Annotated in this window: 7 protein-coding genes; all 7 read right to left on the bottom strand. The window is 36.4% G+C overall.

Features of this window, described 5'->3' with window-relative positions; all coding sequences use genetic code 11:
• Positions 1 to 128 precede the first annotated feature (128 nt).
• Positions 129 to 6,587, bottom strand: coding sequence for a GEVED domain-containing protein (locus ACKX2A_RS09010; protein WP_415329022.1), 6,459 nt, complete (start codon positions 6,585 to 6,587; stop codon positions 129 to 131).
• Between the two features lie 338 nt (positions 6,588 to 6,925).
• Positions 6,926 to 9,889, bottom strand: coding sequence for a reprolysin-like metallopeptidase (locus tag ACKX2A_RS09015; protein WP_415329023.1), 2,964 nt, complete (start codon positions 9,887 to 9,889; stop codon positions 6,926 to 6,928).
• A 164-nt stretch (positions 9,890 to 10,053) separates the two neighbouring features.
• Positions 10,054 to 12,972 (bottom strand): reprolysin-like metallopeptidase, encoded by a 2,919-nt coding sequence (locus ACKX2A_RS09020; protein ID WP_415329024.1) that lies wholly within the window; start codon positions 12,970 to 12,972, stop codon positions 10,054 to 10,056.
• A gap of 192 nt (positions 12,973 to 13,164) precedes the next feature.
• Positions 13,165 to 15,192 carry a M43 family zinc metalloprotease gene (locus ACKX2A_RS09025; RefSeq protein WP_415329025.1) on the bottom strand — a complete coding sequence of 676 codons (2,028 nt, stop codon included), beginning with the start codon at positions 15,190 to 15,192 and terminating at the stop codon, positions 13,165 to 13,167.
• Between the two features lie 184 nt (positions 15,193 to 15,376).
• The gene (locus ACKX2A_RS09030) at positions 15,377 to 17,383 is read right to left on the bottom strand and encodes a M43 family zinc metalloprotease (protein ID WP_415329026.1); all 2,007 of its coding nucleotides are present in this window, start codon (positions 17,381 to 17,383) and stop codon (positions 15,377 to 15,379) included.
• 191 nt (positions 17,384 to 17,574) lie between these two features.
• On the bottom strand, positions 17,575 to 18,234 hold the full coding sequence (locus tag ACKX2A_RS09035) for a DUF6048 family protein (protein WP_415329027.1): 660 nt from the start codon (positions 18,232 to 18,234) through the stop codon (positions 17,575 to 17,577).
• The gene (locus ACKX2A_RS09040; RefSeq protein ID WP_415329028.1) at positions 18,200 to 18,685 is read right to left on the bottom strand and encodes a DUF6452 family protein; all 486 of its coding nucleotides are present in this window, start codon (positions 18,683 to 18,685) and stop codon (positions 18,200 to 18,202) included. Before ACKX2A_RS09040 ends, ACKX2A_RS09035 begins: the two co-directional genes overlap by 35 nt.
• Positions 18,686 to 18,706 lie beyond the last annotated feature (21 nt).

Genomic DNA, 18,706 nt, shown 5'->3' on the forward strand with positions numbered 1-18,706 from the left:
TTTAATTTCTTATAAAGCATCAAGGTTTTTGAAACCTTGATGCTTTGAATTTGTATAAAGTTTTTTTAATCAAAAAAAATAGGCTCCCATTACTGAGAGCCCATAATTAGATTAATATTAAGTGTGTTCTATTCTTTGATAAATTTCTTTTGAACAGTTGTTTCTCCATCCTGGATGTCTATTACATAAACTCCGTTGATTAGAGCATGAACATTAATCATATTGTTCAAAATAATTCCACCAGCTACCAATTGTCCTGCTGCATTGTAGATCTTGTAATTAGCTTTTTTGCTAATGTTCTTCACGTACAATACGGTACTTACAGGGTTAGGATAAATCACGATATCCGTCTGGTTGATTGCATTAGGAACCGGTGCCTTAGAAATTCTCACGGTGTAATCCTCAACTTCTCCATCAGGGAAGTTTGTACAGTTTACAGGGATCGCATCTTTAGCCATCGCCACTCTCATCACTACATATTTATAGTCTGTTAAGCTGATGAATGCATCTGCAGGAACAGAGAATGTTGTGCTTACATTTTCGTCTGTACTAGGCGAAGCAGCCATGATTCTTTCATTAATATCGAAATATCCGTTTCTGTTGAAGTCGATCCAAACTGCGATTCCAGCTTTAATGCTTCCACTTGGTTTTTTCTCGATAGTAATTTTATTATTTGAAGAACCTTGTACCAATTCGATAAACTTCGCAGGAACACCTGTATAATCTGAATACATAGAAGCCGCTGATACATTTTCCATCTTAGGTTTACCATTTGGCTCAACTGTTACCTTTGAAACATATACTGTTGATGCTGTTGTTGAAGCCATTTGACAGTATACTACAGTAGGTGTAGTGAAGAAATATGGTGGTGTATAGTTTGCCGGATTACCGTTACAAATATTTGCCACTTGCATTTCGTACTGAGTCAATTCTGTTAATCCTGTTAATGTATAAGTATTGTTAGAAACTGTAACTGATGTCCAGCTCGGAATACCTACTTTTCTATATCTCAAGATATAAGTCGCACCTGGGAAAGGATCCCAAACCACTACTGCTGTTGTAGGAGTAAGATTGGTAATTGTAAGTCCCGGAGGTGGCAATTCACAAGTTCTTAGAGTTGTAAATACTTTAGGGTTAGACCAAGGGTTAGTTGCAGTCTCACCATTACAGATATTCGCTACTTGTACTTCGTAAGTTGTATAAGGGCTTAGACCTGTAAGTGTAGTTGTATTTAATGGAGCAGCTGTAACATTCACCTGAGTCCAAAGTGTAGTTCCAACAACTCTGTATCTTACTACGTAAGTTGCACTTGGTACTACTGGAGCCCATGAGATAACTGCACTGTTTGTAGTTATAGTACCAATTGTAACATTCGGAGGTGTAGGATCACATCTCGTAGTGAATGTCTGAGTTGCAGTAAATGTTCCTGGTGCAGTTCCACAGCTTGACGCAATCTGAACCTCATATGTTGTAGCTGGAGTAAGACCAGTCAAAGTATATGGAGGGTTTCCAGAAAGTGAAGAAGCTATTACTTCCGTCCAAGTACTTGTACCTGCTACTCTATATCTGATCACATAAGTAAGCGTACCTGCTGGTGAAGTCCAGTTTACATTTGCAGAGATATGAGTAATTGTATTAATAGTTAAGTTTGTAGGCATTGTAGTATTACAAGGTCTCAATCTTACTGTATAATCTTCAACTTCTCCGTTTGCAGGGTTCGAACATAAAACAGGAGCACTTGTACGTCTTAGTACAACTCTCATTGTAGTCGTCAAAGGTCCGTTATATGCTGTTGCCGGTACGTTGAACAATGCTGTAACAGGAGTTGTTGTACTCGCTGCAGAAGCAAGGATCTGCTCTGTAGTTTCAAACGTTCCGTTTCTGTTGAAATCGATCCATGCAGAAACTGCGTCACTTTGTGTACCTGTAGCCCATCCTTTCGCTACGGAAATTTTGTTACCTGTAGAACCAATTTCTAAATTAACAAGTGTCGCCGGAGTATTGTATAAAATATAGTTTGTCTGAACCGATGTATTATTTACAACCGGAAGACCTGGGTTAACAGGAGTAAGAGTAACATTCGAAATGAAATCATTAGTTCCTGTTCCAATCATTGGACAATAGGTAATAGGAGTAGTTGTAAATGTTGTAGAAGTAGACCAAGGCCCTTGTGTACCTCCACAAATTGTAGCTACCTGTACTTCATAAGCTGTTTGCTCAGTAAGTCCTGTAATTGTATAGTTATTAGTAGTTACAACCGTAGATGTATTCCAAGTTCCAACAGGACTGGTTGTTCTCCATCTTACTAAATAAGTAGCACCTGTAGCAAATGTCCATGAAACGTTAGCACTAACTGCTGTAATAGCCGTTACCGAAATACCTGTAGGTGCAGCTGTTGTACAAGCCGGAACATCTACAAATTTAACCTGATAATCTTCAACCTCACCATTACCTGTAAGCGTAGCACATGGATCAGTAGGAGTTGCGTTATAAGTCATTACACGCATTTTCGGCTTATTCGTTCCTGAGTAAGCATTTGCAGGAACAGGGAATGTAGCCGTTACAGGTGTAGTTGTAGAGAACGTTAATGCCATTACTCTCTCACCACCAGCAACAGTTGTTGGGTTATTATTAAATAATCCATCACCGTTGAAATCGATCCAAGCGTAAGTAGTATAAGTAGCAGTTCCTGTGAAAGTTCTACCTACAGATAACGTATTATTAGTAGAACCACGAGCCAATGAAATAATCTTAGTAGCATCTGTAGAATAATCTGTATACATACTTGATGCTGAATTATTAGACATTGTTGGTGTATTTGCACCAGATACTGTTACATTATTAATATATGCATCTGTAACAGCAGCTGTACCCGAATTACAATAAGTAAGTGCAGGTGTTGTGAAGTTTACAGAAGGAGACCAAGCTCCCGTAGTACCACCACAAATTGTAGCTACCTGTACTTCATATGTTGTAGAAGCATTTAAATTAATAATCTGATAAGGGTTTGTTGCTAAAGGAATCGTTGTCCAAGCTCCAGTACCTGTTCTGTATCTTAGTGTATAAGTCGCACCTGTAGAGTTGATCCAAGAAATTAAAGCCGTAGAAGCTGTAATATTTGAAACAACAATTGGAGTTGGAGGAGCTGTTGTACATGGTGATATATCAACAATTTTAACAGCATAATCTTCTATCTCTCCATTGGCAACCGTAGCACAAGGATCACTTACTGTAGTTGTAGAGAAAATAACTCTCATTCTAAGTGTAAGCGGTCCGTTATAAGAAGTTCCCGGAACAGTAAATGTTGCAGAGATTGGGGTTGTTGTACTAGCAGTAGTATTGATTACTCTTTCCCCTGTTTCAAAAATACCATTTCTATTAAAATCAATCCAAGCTCCAACTGCCATTGAAGAAACAGTAGTTGTTAACCATGATTTAGAAACAGAAAGTGTATTGTTTGTAGAGTTACGAACTAATGTAATTAGTTTAGAAGCATCCGCAGAATAGTTTGTATAACCATTTGCACCTGTTGAGTTACTCATTACATAAGAGTTCGTAGGAGTCATTGTCACATTAGAAATGTAACCATTTGTATTCGTAGTTGAAGTAATATTACAATACGTAACCGCCGGAGTTGTAAACTGCAGTGGGTTTGTAAATGTACCTGTAACTCCACCACAAACATAAGCTACCTGAACTTCATATTGAGTCTGCTCTGTTAAACCTGTAAGGTTATAAGCATTCGAAGTTAAAGGTACTGTATTCCAAGTTGTACTACCAACCTGTCTCCACTGTAAAATATAAGTAGCTCCTGCAGCAGGATCCCACATAACATATGCAGAAGTTGCTAAAATATTGGAAACCGAAAGGTTCAGCGGAGCATTACTTGTACAAGGAATTGGCTGGATTAATTTAACTGCATAATCCTCTACCTCACCAAATGTGAAACTTGTACACATTGTAGCAGAAGAATTATAAGACATTACAACTCTCATTCTTGTCGTAGAAGGACCGTTGTAAGCTGTTGCAGGAACAGAGAACGTAGCTGAAACCGGAGTTGTCGTGTTTGCAGGTGAGTTCATTACTTGTTCAGAAGATTCGAAAACACCATTTCTGTTGAAATCAATCCAAACCCCTACAGCCTCACTGAATGTGCTTCCTGTCCAGAATTTAGTTACAGAAATTGAGTTGTTAGCAGAACCAATAACAAGATTTACCAATGCACTTGGCGTTGTTGTATAATCTGTATAAGTAGATCCTCCGGAGTTATTACTCATTACTGCAGCACCATTCGGAGTAACTGTTACGTTTGAAATATATTCATCGTTGAAGTTACTTGATGTCATTGTACAGTAGTTAAGTCCCGGAGTTGTAAAGTTCGTAGACGCAGAGAATGTACCCTGAGTTCCAGAACATACAGCAGCAACCTGTACCTCATACTGAGTTCCATCAGTTAATGGAGTAAGGTTTATTGTATTTGTTGTAGAAGTCACCTGAACCCAAGTTGTACTTCCTACCGGACGATATCTGATAACGTAAGTCGCACCAGCAAGAGCTGTCCAAGTAACAGTAGCTTGAGTTTGAGTAATACCCGAAACAACAATACCAGTTGGCGCCGCACCAGTACAAGCAGCTAAGCTCGCAACAGTAGCGCTACTAATGGCATAGAATACATTTCCGATTGAACTGATTCTGATTTTTACCGTAGCACCAACAGTCAAAGTAGTCGGGAATGTTAAAGATTCATTTCCGTCATTAGCCGTTGAAGCAGCAAGTACAGTCCAGGTTACACCATTATCAAGAGTATAATCAATCTTTACGTTTGGTGAGTTATAAGGTGCAGCGGCAGTATTTACCACATCCCAAGCAACAGTCGTTGGACCATTATTATAAACAGTAGTAGTATTTACTTTAAAAGGACCATCATTACCTACAATAATCTGCTGATTTGCAAATTGTGTCTGTTGCTGATTTGCTTGTGGGCTGTTATCTCTTACCGTTACTCTGAAGTTTGTATTTCTTGCAACAGTAGAAACAGATTCCCACCCATTGTTTGAATTATTTAAAACTCCAGCTAATACAGAAGATAACTTAGGAAAATATCTTGTAGGGCTTGTTGTTGGGTTAAATGATCTAAACGTAGCTCCAGAAGCCGTTGTTCCTAAATTATTTTTATTAATGGTAACATTCGCATTATCTACTTCTTCCCAGCAATATGTTAAAGGATCATTTTCAGGATCTGTGGCAGAAGCCGTTAAAACGAAAGCCGTTCCTTTAGGAATATTATAAGCCGACATCGCAGTGATTACCGGCGGATTATTTGTGATTGTTGTTTCAACATCACAAGTCTTACTTGTAAGATTATTCTGAACCTGAGTAATCGTCACTGCATGGAAATAAGGATCAGAGTGTGGTTGAACATCTGTATTTGCCCCTGTAATCCCTGCATATCCCATAATTGTAGATCCGGAACCCGGTTCCACGTTCATTCCCGAGCCCTCAAGAGCATGAGCAAATGTGTGATTACCTCCTAATTGGTGACCTATTTCGTGGGCTACATAATCTATATCAAAATTATCTCCTTGCGGAATACCATCTGCAGGAGAAGTAAATCCGGAACCTTTACCATTGGGTACTCCGGATGTAGGATCGACACAAACACAACCGATACAACCTGCGTTTCCACCGCCACCGGTAGCTCCGAATAAGTGACCTATATCATAATTAGCATTACCTACGTTTGCCGTAAGCGTTTGCTGCAATTCGCCATTCCATGCACCACCAACTCCTGCTGCAGCATTCGAGTAAGGATCTGTAGCAGCATTTGTGTAAATGATGTTGGGATAGTTTTGTAAATTTAAATGTAATGCAAAATCTTTTTCGAAAACACCGTTTACTCTTGTAAGAGTAGCGTTAATAGCTGTAAGAGCTCCTGCCACTGTTCCTCCAAAGTATTGGGTATACTCTCCCGTAACAGACATTGCTAGTCTCATTGTTCTGTACTTTTTGTCAGAGTTTTTAGCAAAATTTGTTGTCTGGTTTGCAAAAGATTTACCTTGATCGTAAAGTTTAGCTATCTCTTGTTTAGATAACTGATTTTCGTTCATCGAACATAAGAAGCCACCGTTGCTTTTATCAGTTTTTGCGTGCACACCGTAAACTGTTTTGCTTTGACCAACTGGCTCTATAAATTCGTAAATACCATTTTTGATAATCATCGACTGAAAATCATCAGGCGCCAAGCTAAATCTTAGATATTTGCCCGGATCATCGATCCCGACTCCTACATAAGATCCTAATTCATATTGATCTGCCAATGCTTTCACTACCACAGGGAAGCTATACACTGCAAACTTTTCGATTTTCCCTTCTAAAGTAGGCAAAGAAATCGTGACAGGCTTTGCATTTTTACCGGTCTCTTGTGCATTTGCCAATTGTGACTTTAGTAGAGAAATGTCTAGCGAGTAATAGTTCTTGATCTCAGAACTTCCTCGAATACCTCCTCCTTTAAATGTTGTGGAACTCCATTGTGCACTGGTGATCGCAAACAATAAAAGGAAAAAGAAAGAAGTAAATTTTTTCTTCATAACTTTCTCAATATATTATATTAATTATACAAATCTAATTATTTTTTGTTATTAATTTAAAAATATATTCATTTTTTTTATACAAATTCCTCAAAAAATTAAAACAACTGTTTAAAATTAAAAAATCACAAAAAAAGGAGTTAATATTAAATAGTATCCATGATATTTTTGGATATATTTTCTTTCAATTTGAATTAAAATAAATATTTTATTTACATATGGTAAAGAGTAGCAATTTTAAAAAATCACTTTTAAAAAATTAAATTAAATTTAAAAAAGATAAAAACAAAAAATCCCCGAGTAAAACCCGGGGATTATAATATTTGAAGTGTATTTAATTATTTTTTGATGAACTTAGAAGAGAATGATTCTTTTCCTTTATCTTCAATTGTAATTACATAAGCACCTTTAATTAATTCAGTAACGTTAATTTGTCCGTTATTGATGTTTCCTTGTTTTACCAACTGTCCAGCAGCGCTGTAGATTTTGTAAGCAGCTTTATCAGAAACTTTAGTAATATTTAAAATATCTGATACTGGGTTTGGATAAATCTGGATATCGTTTTTAGGACCAGCCACATCGCTTGTTGCTAATGGAGCAGATACGATAACGTTGTAATCTTCTACTTCTCCGTTCGGGAAAGATCCACAAGCAAATGAATCTGGAATAGTAGCACCTACACTGTTTGGATTAATAAGAACTGTAACAACTCTCATTCTTAGTGGAGTACCTGTTACAGCTGTCGCAGGAACTGCAAATGTTCCAGTTTTAGGAGTTGCTCCAATAGGCAGAGCAGTTACCGGCATATTAAGTACTCTTTCATTAGCATCAAAAGTACCGTTCTTGTTGAAGTCAATCCATACAGCCATACCATTTACTGAAGCACCAGAAACAGTAGTAGTAATTGAAACACTGATTGTGTTGTTTGTACTATTTGGCAATAAGGTAGCCTGTAAAGAAGGATTTGTAGTAAAGTTTGAATACGTTGTTCCAGCAGTAGTATTATTTACTGTACCTAATGTTAAATTAGAAATATAATTAAACTGTCCGCTAGTACTTCCTGCAGTACAATATGTAACAGCAGAAGTTGTAAATGTAGCAGATGTAGAATAAGCTCCAGGAGTTCCTGAACAAACAGCAGCAACTTGTACTTCATAGTTTGTAGCATCTGTTAAGCCTGACAATGTTACTGTAGGTGAAGTAGAAGTCGTTTGTTGCCAAGTTGTATCTCCTACTTTTCTATAACGAATAATGTAAGTAGCATTTGAAACCGGAGACCAGTTAACAGTAACACCGCTAAATGTAACACCACTTGTAGTAACACCTGTTACAGCAGATCCGTCACATGGAGCAAAAGCCGCTACATTAATTGAGCCAACTGCATAGAATACATTCTGAAGAGCAGATATTCTTAATTTAATATTTTGTCCATTCAAAGATGCAGGAAGTGTAACATTTTCCACACCATCATTTGGAGTATTAGCTGCTAACACAGTCCATGTTGTTCCGTTATCAGTTGTATAATCAATTTTAACGTTAGCTACATTATAAGGTGCAGCAGTTGTCCCCGCAACATCCCAGTTAATAGGAGTTGGTGTACTGATGTTTGCATACTGAGTTGTAACTTTGAATGGTCCGTTGTTACCAACAGTGATCGTTAAAATATCACTTTGTGTTTGCTGAGAAGTAGAAACAGGGTTGTTATCTCTTACTGTTAAAACAAAGTTTGTAGTTCTTGCAACATTAGATACAGTTTCCCAATCTGCAGGAACTGTAAGATTTCCAGCTAATACTGAAGATAATTTAGGGAAATATCTTGTATTACCTGTAGCTGTTGGAGTCCATGATCTGAACAAAGCTCCAGTGGTGTTATTTCCTGTAACAGCAGTTACCGGAGTATTTGTACTGTCAAATTGTTCCCAAGTATAAGTCATTGGATCATTCTCAAGATCAGTCGCAGTTCCCGTAAGAACAAATGCAGTTCCTTTTGGAATTGTATAGTCTGTAAGGGCATTAATTGTAGGAGGATGATTAGTAACAGAAGTTTCAACATCACAAGTTGTAGTCGATAAATTATCTTCAACCTGTAAAATACTTGCAACATGGAAATAAGCATCAGAGTGAGCCTGAACATCAGTCGCTCCAGTGATACCAGCATATCCCATAATTGTAGATCCGGAACCTGGCTCCATATTTACACCAGTTCCTTCTACGTTCATAGAGAATGTGTGGTTTGCTCCTAATTGGTGACCCATTTCGTGAGCTACATAATCAATATCAAAAGAATCTCCTTGCGGAATGGCGTTTGCCGGAGAAGTAAATCCAGAACCTTTACCTTCTGGTTCTGCAGTTGTAGGATCTGTACATACACAACCAATACAACCTGCGTTACCACCACCTCCGGAAGCTCCGAATAAGTGACCGATATCATAGTTTGCATTTCCTACGTTTGTTGTTAAAGTATTTTGAAGCTCAAGATTCCAAGCTCCTGCTACACCTGCGTTAGCATTTGAGTAAGGATCTGTTGCTGCATTGGTATAGATGATACCCGGATAATTTTGTACAAATAAATGTAAAGCAAAATCTTTTTCGAAAACACCGTTTACTCTTGTCATGGTTGCATTAATAGCTGCTAAAGCTCCCGCTACTGTTCCACCGTGAAACTGAGTGTACTCACCAGTTACAGACATTGCCAATCTCATTGTTCTGTACTTTTGGTCTGTACTCTTAGCAAAGTTTGTCGGCTGATTCGAGATAGAGTGTCCTTTTTTTAATAATTGATCAATCTGTTTTACAGCAGCTGGGCTTTCGTCTGTAGAACATAAAAATCCTTTTCCGTCTTTTCCTGATTTTGGGTGAATCCCATAAACAGTCTTATCAGAATTAGCAGGCTCAATGAATTCATATTCTCCACCTTTGATAATCATTGACTGAAAATCGTTTGGGGCAACTGAGAATCTTAAGTATTTTGAAGGATCATCGATTCCCACACCTACATAAGAGCCCAATTGATACTGGTCTGCAAGCTCTTTTACAACCACAGGAAAACTGTATACAGCAAATCTTTCAACTTTACCATCTATTGTTGGTAGTGAAATTTCAACTGCTTTAGCTCCTTTACCTGTTTCTTTTGCATTTGCCAGCTGAGATCTCAATGCTGCAATATCCAAAGAATAATAGGCTCTGTCATTAGTTTCTTTTCTTACTTTCTCCCCTTTAAAAGATGTTGGAGACCATTGCGCATTTACGGCAACCGTACCCAATACCAAAAGAGAGAAGAAAGAAGTAAAAATTTTCTTCATAGCTTTTCAAATTAAATTTACGCGCCAAATATAGACATTTTCAGCTATTCAATGTCATTTTTTCATTTAATTTAATTAAAAAAGGTATATTTTTCATACTACTCCCCTTAAAAATAAAAAATCCTCAGGTAAACCTGAGGATTTGCTAGTATTTAAAATATTAATTATTTTTTGATAAACTTAGATTTAAATAAATCTTTTCCTTTATCTTCTATTGTAATTACATATCCACCTTTTATTAATCCTGAAACATTAATTTTTCCTGAATTAATAGTTCCTCTATCTACTAACTGACCAGCAGCGCTGTAGATTTTATAAGCAGCTTTATCTGATACTTTAGTAATATTTAAAACATCTGAAGCCGGGTTTGGATATAATTGGATGTCATCATTAGCAGCATTCACGTCATTTGTCGCCAAAACAGTAGATGAAATCATTACGTTGTAATCTTCAACTTCACCATAAGTATAAGATGTACAAGCTGCAGCAACCGTATTATATCTCATCGCAACTCTCATTTTAAGAGCTTTATTAAGAACCGCCGTTGCAGGAACTGTAAATGTAGAATTTACGGTAGCTACTGTACTTGCTGGCGAAGTCAATACTAATTCAGAATCTGCAAATGTACCATCTCTGTTGAAATCGATCCAAACTCTTACACCTTCAGGATAAATATCCGCTGGCCAAGCTTTAGTTACAGAAACAGTATTAGTAGTAGATCCAGCTACAAGATTTATCAATTTTGTAGGATCCGTTCCATAATCTGTATATGTATTAGCTCCAGACGTGTTGTTTACATTTGCTAAAGTTACATTAGAAATGTATTCTTCAGAAGCATCAGCAGATGTTAATGCACAATATGTAACAGAAGACAATGTGATGAACTGGCTGTTTGTAGAATAAGCTCCCGGAGTTCCAGAACAAACTGCAGCTACCTGAACATCATATTTCACTCCTTCTTCTAAACTATTCAAAGTAACTGAATTTGTAGTAGAAGTTGTTTGCTGCCAAACAGTTTCTGTAGATTTTTTATATCTGATCTGGTAAGTAGCTCCAATAACAGTGTTCCAATTTACGGTTGCCGAAGCTGCTGTAATATTTGTAACTGTAATTCCTGTAGGTGCTGTTCCATCACAAGCAGAAGCTGCTGTTACTAAGATTTGCTTTACAGCATAGAAAATATTTCCTATAGACGAAATTCTTAGTTTAATATTTTGTCCGTTCAATGCAGCAGGGAAAGTAAATGATTCCGTTCCATCGTTTGGCGTAGAAGCAGAAAGTACTGTCCAAGTTGTACCATTGTTTGTTGTATAATCAACTTTTACATTTGGTGTATTATATTGAGCAGCTGTTGTATTTGCTACATCCCATGTTACATTTGACGGAGCATTATGATAAACCTGAGTAGTATTAATTTTAAATGGTCCATCGTTGCTTACAGTTACAGTTAGAATATCACTTTGTGTTTGCTGAGAAGTAGAAACAGGGTTGTTATCTCTTACTGTTAACACAAAATTTGTAGCTCTTGCAACATTAGATACAGTTTCCCAATCTGCAGGAACTGTAAGGTTTCCAGCTAATACTGAAGATAATTTAGGGAAGTATCTTGTATTACCTGTAGCTGTTGGAGTTAATGATCTGAACAAAGCTCCAGTTGTATTATTTCCTGTAACACCTGTTACCGGAGTACTTGCACTGTCAAATTGCTCCCAAGTATAAGTCATCGGATCATTCTCAGCATCAGTCGCAGTTCCCGTAAGAACAAATGCAGTTCCTTTTGGAATGGTATAATCTGAAAGAGCTCCAATTACAGGAGGATTGTTTGTAATATTAGTCTCAACATCACAAGTTGTAGTCGATAAATTATCTTCAACCTGTAAAATACTTGCAACATGGAAATAAGCATCAGAGTGCGCCTGAACATCAGTTGCTCCTGTAATACCTGCATATCCCATAATTGTAGATCCGGAACCTGGCTCCATATTTACACCTGTTCCCTCTAAGTTCATAGAGAATGTATGGTTTGCTCCTAATTGGTGACCCATTTCGTGAGCTACATAGTCGATATCGAAATTATCACCTTGCGGAATCGCATCTGCGGGAGAAGTAAACCCAGAACCTTTACCTTCCGGTTCAGCAGTTGTCGGATCTGTACAAACACAACCAATACAACCTGCGTTACCACCACCTCCGGAAGCTCCGAATAAGTGACCGATATCGTAATTTGCATTTCCTACGTTTGCAGTTAAAGTATTTTGAAGTTCAAGATTCCAAGCTCCTCCTGCACCTGTATTTGCATTTGAATAAGGGTCTGTGGCAGGATTTGTATAAATTACACCAGGGAAGTTCTGTACATTTAAGTGCAAAGCAAAATCTTTTTCGAAAACACCATTTACTCTGGTCATTGTCGCATTGATCGCTGTAAGAGCTCCTGCAACCGTACCACCAAAGAACTGCGTGTATTCTCCTGTTACAGACATTGCCAATCTCATTGTTCGATATTTCTTATCAGAAGATTTGGCAAAGTTTGTAGATTGATTGGTAAAAGTTTTTCCTTTAGAGTACAAAGCATCTATTTGCTTTTTGGATAAAGTACTTTCGTTCATGCTGCAAAGAAAACCTCCTGCAGTTTTATTAGTTTTAGAATGTACTCCATAGATTGTTTTATCAGCATTTTGAGGTTCAATAAACTGATACACCCCAGCTTGGATAATCATCGATTGGAAATCGTTTGGAGCAACTGAGAATCTTACATATTTAGTAGGATCATCAATACCAACTCCCACATAAGATCCTAGTTGATATTGATCGGCCAATTCTTTCACTACAACCGGAAAGCTGTAGATCGCAAATTTTTCAATCTTACCATCTAGCGTTGGTAAAGAGATTTCAACAGATTTTGCATTTTTTCCTGTCTCCTGTGCATCTCTAAGCTGAGTTCTAATTTTGTTCAGATCCAGCTTATAGTAACTTCTCACGTTAGAAGATTTCTGTGATCCCCCCTCAAATGTAGTCGGAGTCCACTGCGCAAGTGCAGTTCCCCCAATTAAACTACATAAAAAAGTAGTAATGAGTTTTTTCATATAAGGATTTATTTTAATATTCCAAAAATAATCAATGATTCCTTGATAAACAAGACAAATTAAAGTTTATTTCATTTAGCAAACACAAAAAAAAGGAAATAGAATTGAAAAAATTGCAAAAATTCCCAAAAAAAAGCCTTGAGCAAACTCAAGACTTTTCATTATTTCTTTAAAAATCAGAAAAAATATTTCTTATTTTTTTATGAATTTAATATTTTCAGAAACATTTTTATCATTAATAGTAATAATATATGTTCCTTTTACCAAATCAGCTACTCTTACCTGATTGTTTTCAATAGCACCACCTTTTACAAGTTGTCCTACTGCGTTATGAATCTCGTATTTAGCACTGTTTGAAACTTTAGTAATATTGATAATATCAGAAGCAGGATTTGGATAAATACCAAATGTTTCTTTTTTCACTTCAGTTGTTGCTAAAAGCTCAGCTTTTATAAGTCTGCTTTGAGTAGTTGGGAAATTAGAACCTGAAACTAATGTTGCTCCTGAAGTTGATTTGATACTGTAAGATCCTCCATAGAAATAGAAACCATCACCATAAGAATCGTTTATGGTAAATGTATAACATTCATTAGGATTCAAAGTCCAGTTTTGAGTAATTAAAGCCGGCATATTTGGAGCTGCATCTGGGTAACCTCCTGCCGGACTACTGTAAACTGTTGTACCTGCACTATTTTTTAAAGTCCATGTTATTTCAGAACCATAATAGTCTAACTGAAGATTGAAAACAACATTTGTTCCCACGCTTGTAGTTCCTCCTACATAAGTTCCTGTAGCTGTATTATTAGCTCCTCTTTGATCTGTTCCCCCGTTTGCAGAAGCAATAGCAACTGTTACAGGTCCTGAAGCAGCATTGGCCGCTACAGGAAGATTTATAAGTTGAGATTTATCCTGGGCTAAATTTCCCGTCCAGTTGAATGACTGAGTATTTCCGTTTATTGTATAATTAATTGTAGCGGATGTTAATGCACTTGTTCCTCTATTAAAAATAGTTACCTGTAAAGCTGATGCCGTTCCACAAACCGGTGTTCCACAAGCTCTTTCTAATTTTATCTCGGCATCATTCGCAAATAACGGAATAGCAATATCTTTTGTGGACGTTTTTAATGAAGCTCTTCTAGGAGAATTATTCATCACTGCTGTAAGTCTAGCTTTTTGATCAACAGTAAAAACATTCATACAAGTATCATTTGTATAGTCCATATAATTCTGAACCATTTCGTAAACAGAAGGATTATCACAGCTTGCAATCGTAGGATTACAAGTATAATTTGAAGTATGAGCCGTTGGTGTATCTGCACAATAATCTGTTCCACAAGCAGAATCCCCCCAAATATGTCTTAATCCTAAAAAGTGCCCAACTTCATGCGTCATCGTTCTTCCTTTATCATAAGGAGCAGAAAGAATAAATGTATTATTTACGTTAAAATCGCTACTTCCAAAAGTCGCGTAATTAGCAACAACACCATCAGTAAAAGAATCACCTCCTATTGGGTTTAGACCTGCTAAACCAGAGCCGTCAGGAAATTGAGCATATCCTAAAAGATTTGTATTTGGTGCAGCAAAAGCAACACTCCACATATTCATATATTGAGTAGGATCCCAAATTGTTTCAGGTTTTACAAAAGCTTCAATAGCATCTCTTTTGAAAGTAGACTGACACATTTTAACACGATCAATACCATTTGTAGGATTTCCATTAGGATCAACCTTTGCCAGTGCAAATTGAATTTGAGTATCAGCTCCTACAACATTCGAATTAAACCCCGGAGTTCCTACCAATCTACGGAAATCCTGATTCATTACTGTAATCTGAGATATCACCTGCTCATCAACAATATTTGGAGCCGAACCATATGCTTGTCCTCCATGAATAACGTGTACAACCACCGGAATTGTTACAATGTTTCCGTTCTGTGACTTCTCTGTTTTTGCTTTTTCAATTAAAGGTTTTATCCAAGCTTCAAATTGCTCGACAGACATTCTGCCAGGAAATGCCTTTCTTAGGAACTCTTCATATTCAGTAGTCCCACATCTCTCGAATCCGTTAGATTGAGATAATTCTTGCAGCGTTTTTTCTGCTACAGCTTTTTTACCACTATAAACTTGTGCATTAAAAAGTCCTGCACATAATAGAGGTAACAACAATAAAGTTTTGGAAGGAGTAGATTTTCGCATGAAAATAGATTTTAATGTTTTCACAAATATATAATTTATCTATTAAAACACCTATTTAAAAATCAAAAAATCCATCAAATTTTTAAATCCAAATGAATATTTATTTATATTTTATAAGTAAAAAGCAAATTTATACTGGAAATTTATTTCAAAAAAAACTCTGAGAAAAATCTCAGAGCTTTTTTATAATTATGGGAAAATAGTAATTTTATTTCTTGATAAATTTAATATTTTCTGTTTTATTATTATCTGTAATTGTAATAACATAAGTTCCTTTTACCAAATCAGCGACTCTTACCTGATTGTTCCCAATAGCACCACCTTTTACAAGTTGTCCTACTGCATTATGAATTTCAAATTTAGCACTGTTTGAAACATTAGTAATATTTAAAACATCATTAGCTGGATTTGGATAAATGCCAAATGTCTCTTTTTTCACTTCATTTGTGGCTAATACATTTGCATTGACTACTTTAAAAGATTTTTGTTGAGAATAAGTATATGCTTCTCCAGTTACTACAATTGCACCTGAAGAGTTTTTAATCCTATAGAAACCACCTTCATCATAAATCCCATCACCATATGTATCATTAATAGTAAAAGTATAACAATCATTTACTGGAAGAGTCCAGTTCTGAGTAATCAAAGCTGGCAAAGCTGTTGTAGCATCAGGATATCCGCTTCCACTATATAGAGTAGAACCAACACTATTTTTCAAATTCCAAGAAACTTCTGACCCAAATGGATCCAGTTGTAATTCAAATGTAAAATTAGTATTGGAAACAGGAACAGAATTTCCTATAGCCAACGAAGAGGAATTATTACTAGCTCTTTGATCTGATGTACCATTTACTGAAACAATTTTCGCATTCACATCTCCAGAAGTAGCACCAGTAGAAACATTTATTATAGCATATGCATCTTGAGCAAGATTTCCAGACCAATTTGTCGTTTGTACACTTCCTCCATTCACAGAATAAGAAATCACTGCCGAAGTCAGTGGCGAAGTTCCTCTGTTATATAGAGAAAATTGTACTGTAACAGGAGATCCGGAACTACAAGCAGTTTGGCTACAGTTTCTTTCTGCCTTTAATTCTGCATCATTTGTAAATAATGCAATTGGCTGATCTGTTGTAGATGTTTTCAACTCCATTCTTCTTGGAGAGTTGTTCATTACTGCTGTAATTCTATCTTTTTGATTCGTCGTAAAGATATTCATACAGGTATCGGGAGTATAGTCCATATAATCCTGAACCATTTCGTAAACAGAAGGATTATCGCAGCTTGCAATTGTAGGATTACAATTATAATTTGCAGTATGAGCCGTAGGTGTATCTGCGCAATAATCGTCTCCACAACTTGCATCACCCCAAATATGTCTTAAACCTAAGAAATGGCCTACTTCATGTGTCATCGTTCTTCCCTTATCATAAGGTGCTGATAAAAGGAAAGTCCCATCATTATAATCGCTGCTTCCAAAAGTCTTATAATTTGCAACTACGCCGTCTGTATCTGCATAACCTCCAATAGGATCTAAACCAGGAAGGTTAGAATCAGGAAACTGTGCATATCCCAACAAAGTGGTATCAGAAAATTTTAAACTCCACATATTCATATATTTCGTAGGATCCCAAATTGTTACCGGCTTCACATAACCATCAATTTCGCTTTCCGGCCATGAAGATTTGCATAAGTTTACACGATCAATTCCATTGGTAGGATTTCCTTTAGGATCAACTTTAGCCAGAGCAAACTGAATCATTATATCTGCTCCTACCGGATTTGTATTGTATCCAGGTGTTCCTGCCATTTTTCTGTAATCATTATTCATTACAGTAATTTGTGATTTCACCTGATTGTCTGTAATGTTTGGAGCTGTTCCTAATGCCTGCCCGCTATGGATAACATGTACAACAACAGGAATTGTAATAATTCCTCCATTTTGAGATTTATTAGTTTTCGCGTTTGCAATAAGAGGGGCAATCCATGCTTCAAATTGCTCATTCGTCATTCTTCTCGGGTTCTTTTTTTGCAACATCGCTTCATATTCACTAGATGCGCATCTAATAACTCCATAAGTTTTTTTCAGTTCTTCTAATGTATACGTTTTGCCAAAAATGATTTTGTCTTGAGTATTATGTTTCTGTGCAAAAGTTATTGAAAATAACAAAACAGACAACAAACGAAATAATTTAAGTATAGTTTTACAATTCATATAAGGTATTTTGTTTCAAAAATATTTACATGAAAAATAAAAAGCTAAAAAAAACGATTTAATTTAAACTAAACCATTAAATGCTACAAAAAATTCTTATTTTAATTAAAATATTTAACAAATAAACAAAAAAAGACTTAAGAAAATTCTCAAGCCTTTTTTAAGATCTCAATTACCTGAGATATAATGTTTTAAAATTTATACGCTAAATTCCATGCAAAACCCATATTAAATTTTGAAGAACTTCTTCCAAATCCAGGTACAATCATGGGCTGAATATCGTCCTGCTTAGATGTGTATACCAAATATCTTGGCTGAAGATTTACATCAATAAAGAAATTAGAATCAAACAACTCTACTCTTCCGCCTAAAGTTCCTTCCAGCCAAAATGTTGATTGTGAAGATGATGGAAACGCAATAGATGAACTGCTCCCTCCATAACCACGAACAGGAACAGCCATATACTCCTGTTTGTAGAATGATCCTGCAACTTTGGCTCCTGCATAAAATCCGTTGAATTCATTCTCGGGATCTTTTGCCAGCATATAGAATCCTCCTAATTTCAGAAAAGGTCCGTTTGCTTTTGCATCGTAGCTGTTTTTCTGATAAACATTCGATTCAAAACCTGCTTCTATCACGGCATGCATATTATCTTTCACTTTTGAGGAAATGAAACCCTGAAACAATTGTCTGTCCGAAAAAAACGAAACTCCCGTGTTGAGAACATCAAAACCAACCATAAAATTGGGTTCGTATTTCCATTTTTCTTTCTTTTCCGCCTTTTTCTCCTGAGCAAAACTCAAAAGGCTTATGATGCTAAAAAAGAAGGTATAGATTAGTCTTTTCTTCATTCTCTATAAAATTTTGTCCGGCTTGAATGCTTTTCACCGGTGAATTTGTTGTAGGTGGATCTAATTGTGAAGTAAGGTTTTCATAATTGAGTTTTATCCCACATCCCGGCGAAACATAAGACGATTTTGTAGTATAATTTACTCTCACTTTAGATTCTTCCCCATATTTTGTAGTTCTAAAATAAATATCTGTATAAGGCGAAGTATCCACCCTCAAAGGAATTACCCGCGATGTAATTTTCGTCTGAGCTCCTAGCTGTACCTTTCCTGAGCCATAATCTACAGCAACGTAAAGAGAATCCAAAGTCCTCTCTTTGCCACTTTCCTCTGTAAGAAAAGACACCTTCATTCTTGGAGTTCCTTCTCCGCTTTCGCAAATATCATCGTCTCCGCCACAGGAAACCAACAAGCCCATAAAACAGATGGTTATCAGGAATTTAAAGTACTTCATTAATATTTAGATTTGAAATTC

Origin of the sequence: Chryseobacterium sp. MMS23-Vi53 (assembly GCF_047651245.1) — a bacterium.
Taxonomy (GTDB): Bacteria; Bacteroidota; Bacteroidia; order Flavobacteriales; family Weeksellaceae; genus Chryseobacterium.

Coding starts and splice junctions, on each gene's coding strand:
- ACKX2A_RS09010 (WP_415329022.1), bottom strand. CDS start 6,587: ATGAAGAAAAAATTTACTTCTTTCTTTTTCCTTTTATTGTTTGCGATC.
- ACKX2A_RS09015 (WP_415329023.1), bottom strand. CDS start 9,889: ATGAAGAAAATTTTTACTTCTTTCTTCTCTCTTTTGGTATTGGGTACG.
- ACKX2A_RS09020 (WP_415329024.1), bottom strand. CDS start 12,972: ATGAAAAAACTCATTACTACTTTTTTATGTAGTTTAATTGGGGGAACT.
- ACKX2A_RS09030 (WP_415329026.1), bottom strand. CDS start 17,383: ATGAATTGTAAAACTATACTTAAATTATTTCGTTTGTTGTCTGTTTTG.
- ACKX2A_RS09035 (WP_415329027.1), bottom strand. CDS start 18,234: ATGAAGAAAAGACTAATCTATACCTTCTTTTTTAGCATCATAAGCCTT.
- ACKX2A_RS09040 (WP_415329028.1), bottom strand. CDS start 18,685: ATGAAGTACTTTAAATTCCTGATAACCATCTGTTTTATGGGCTTGTTG.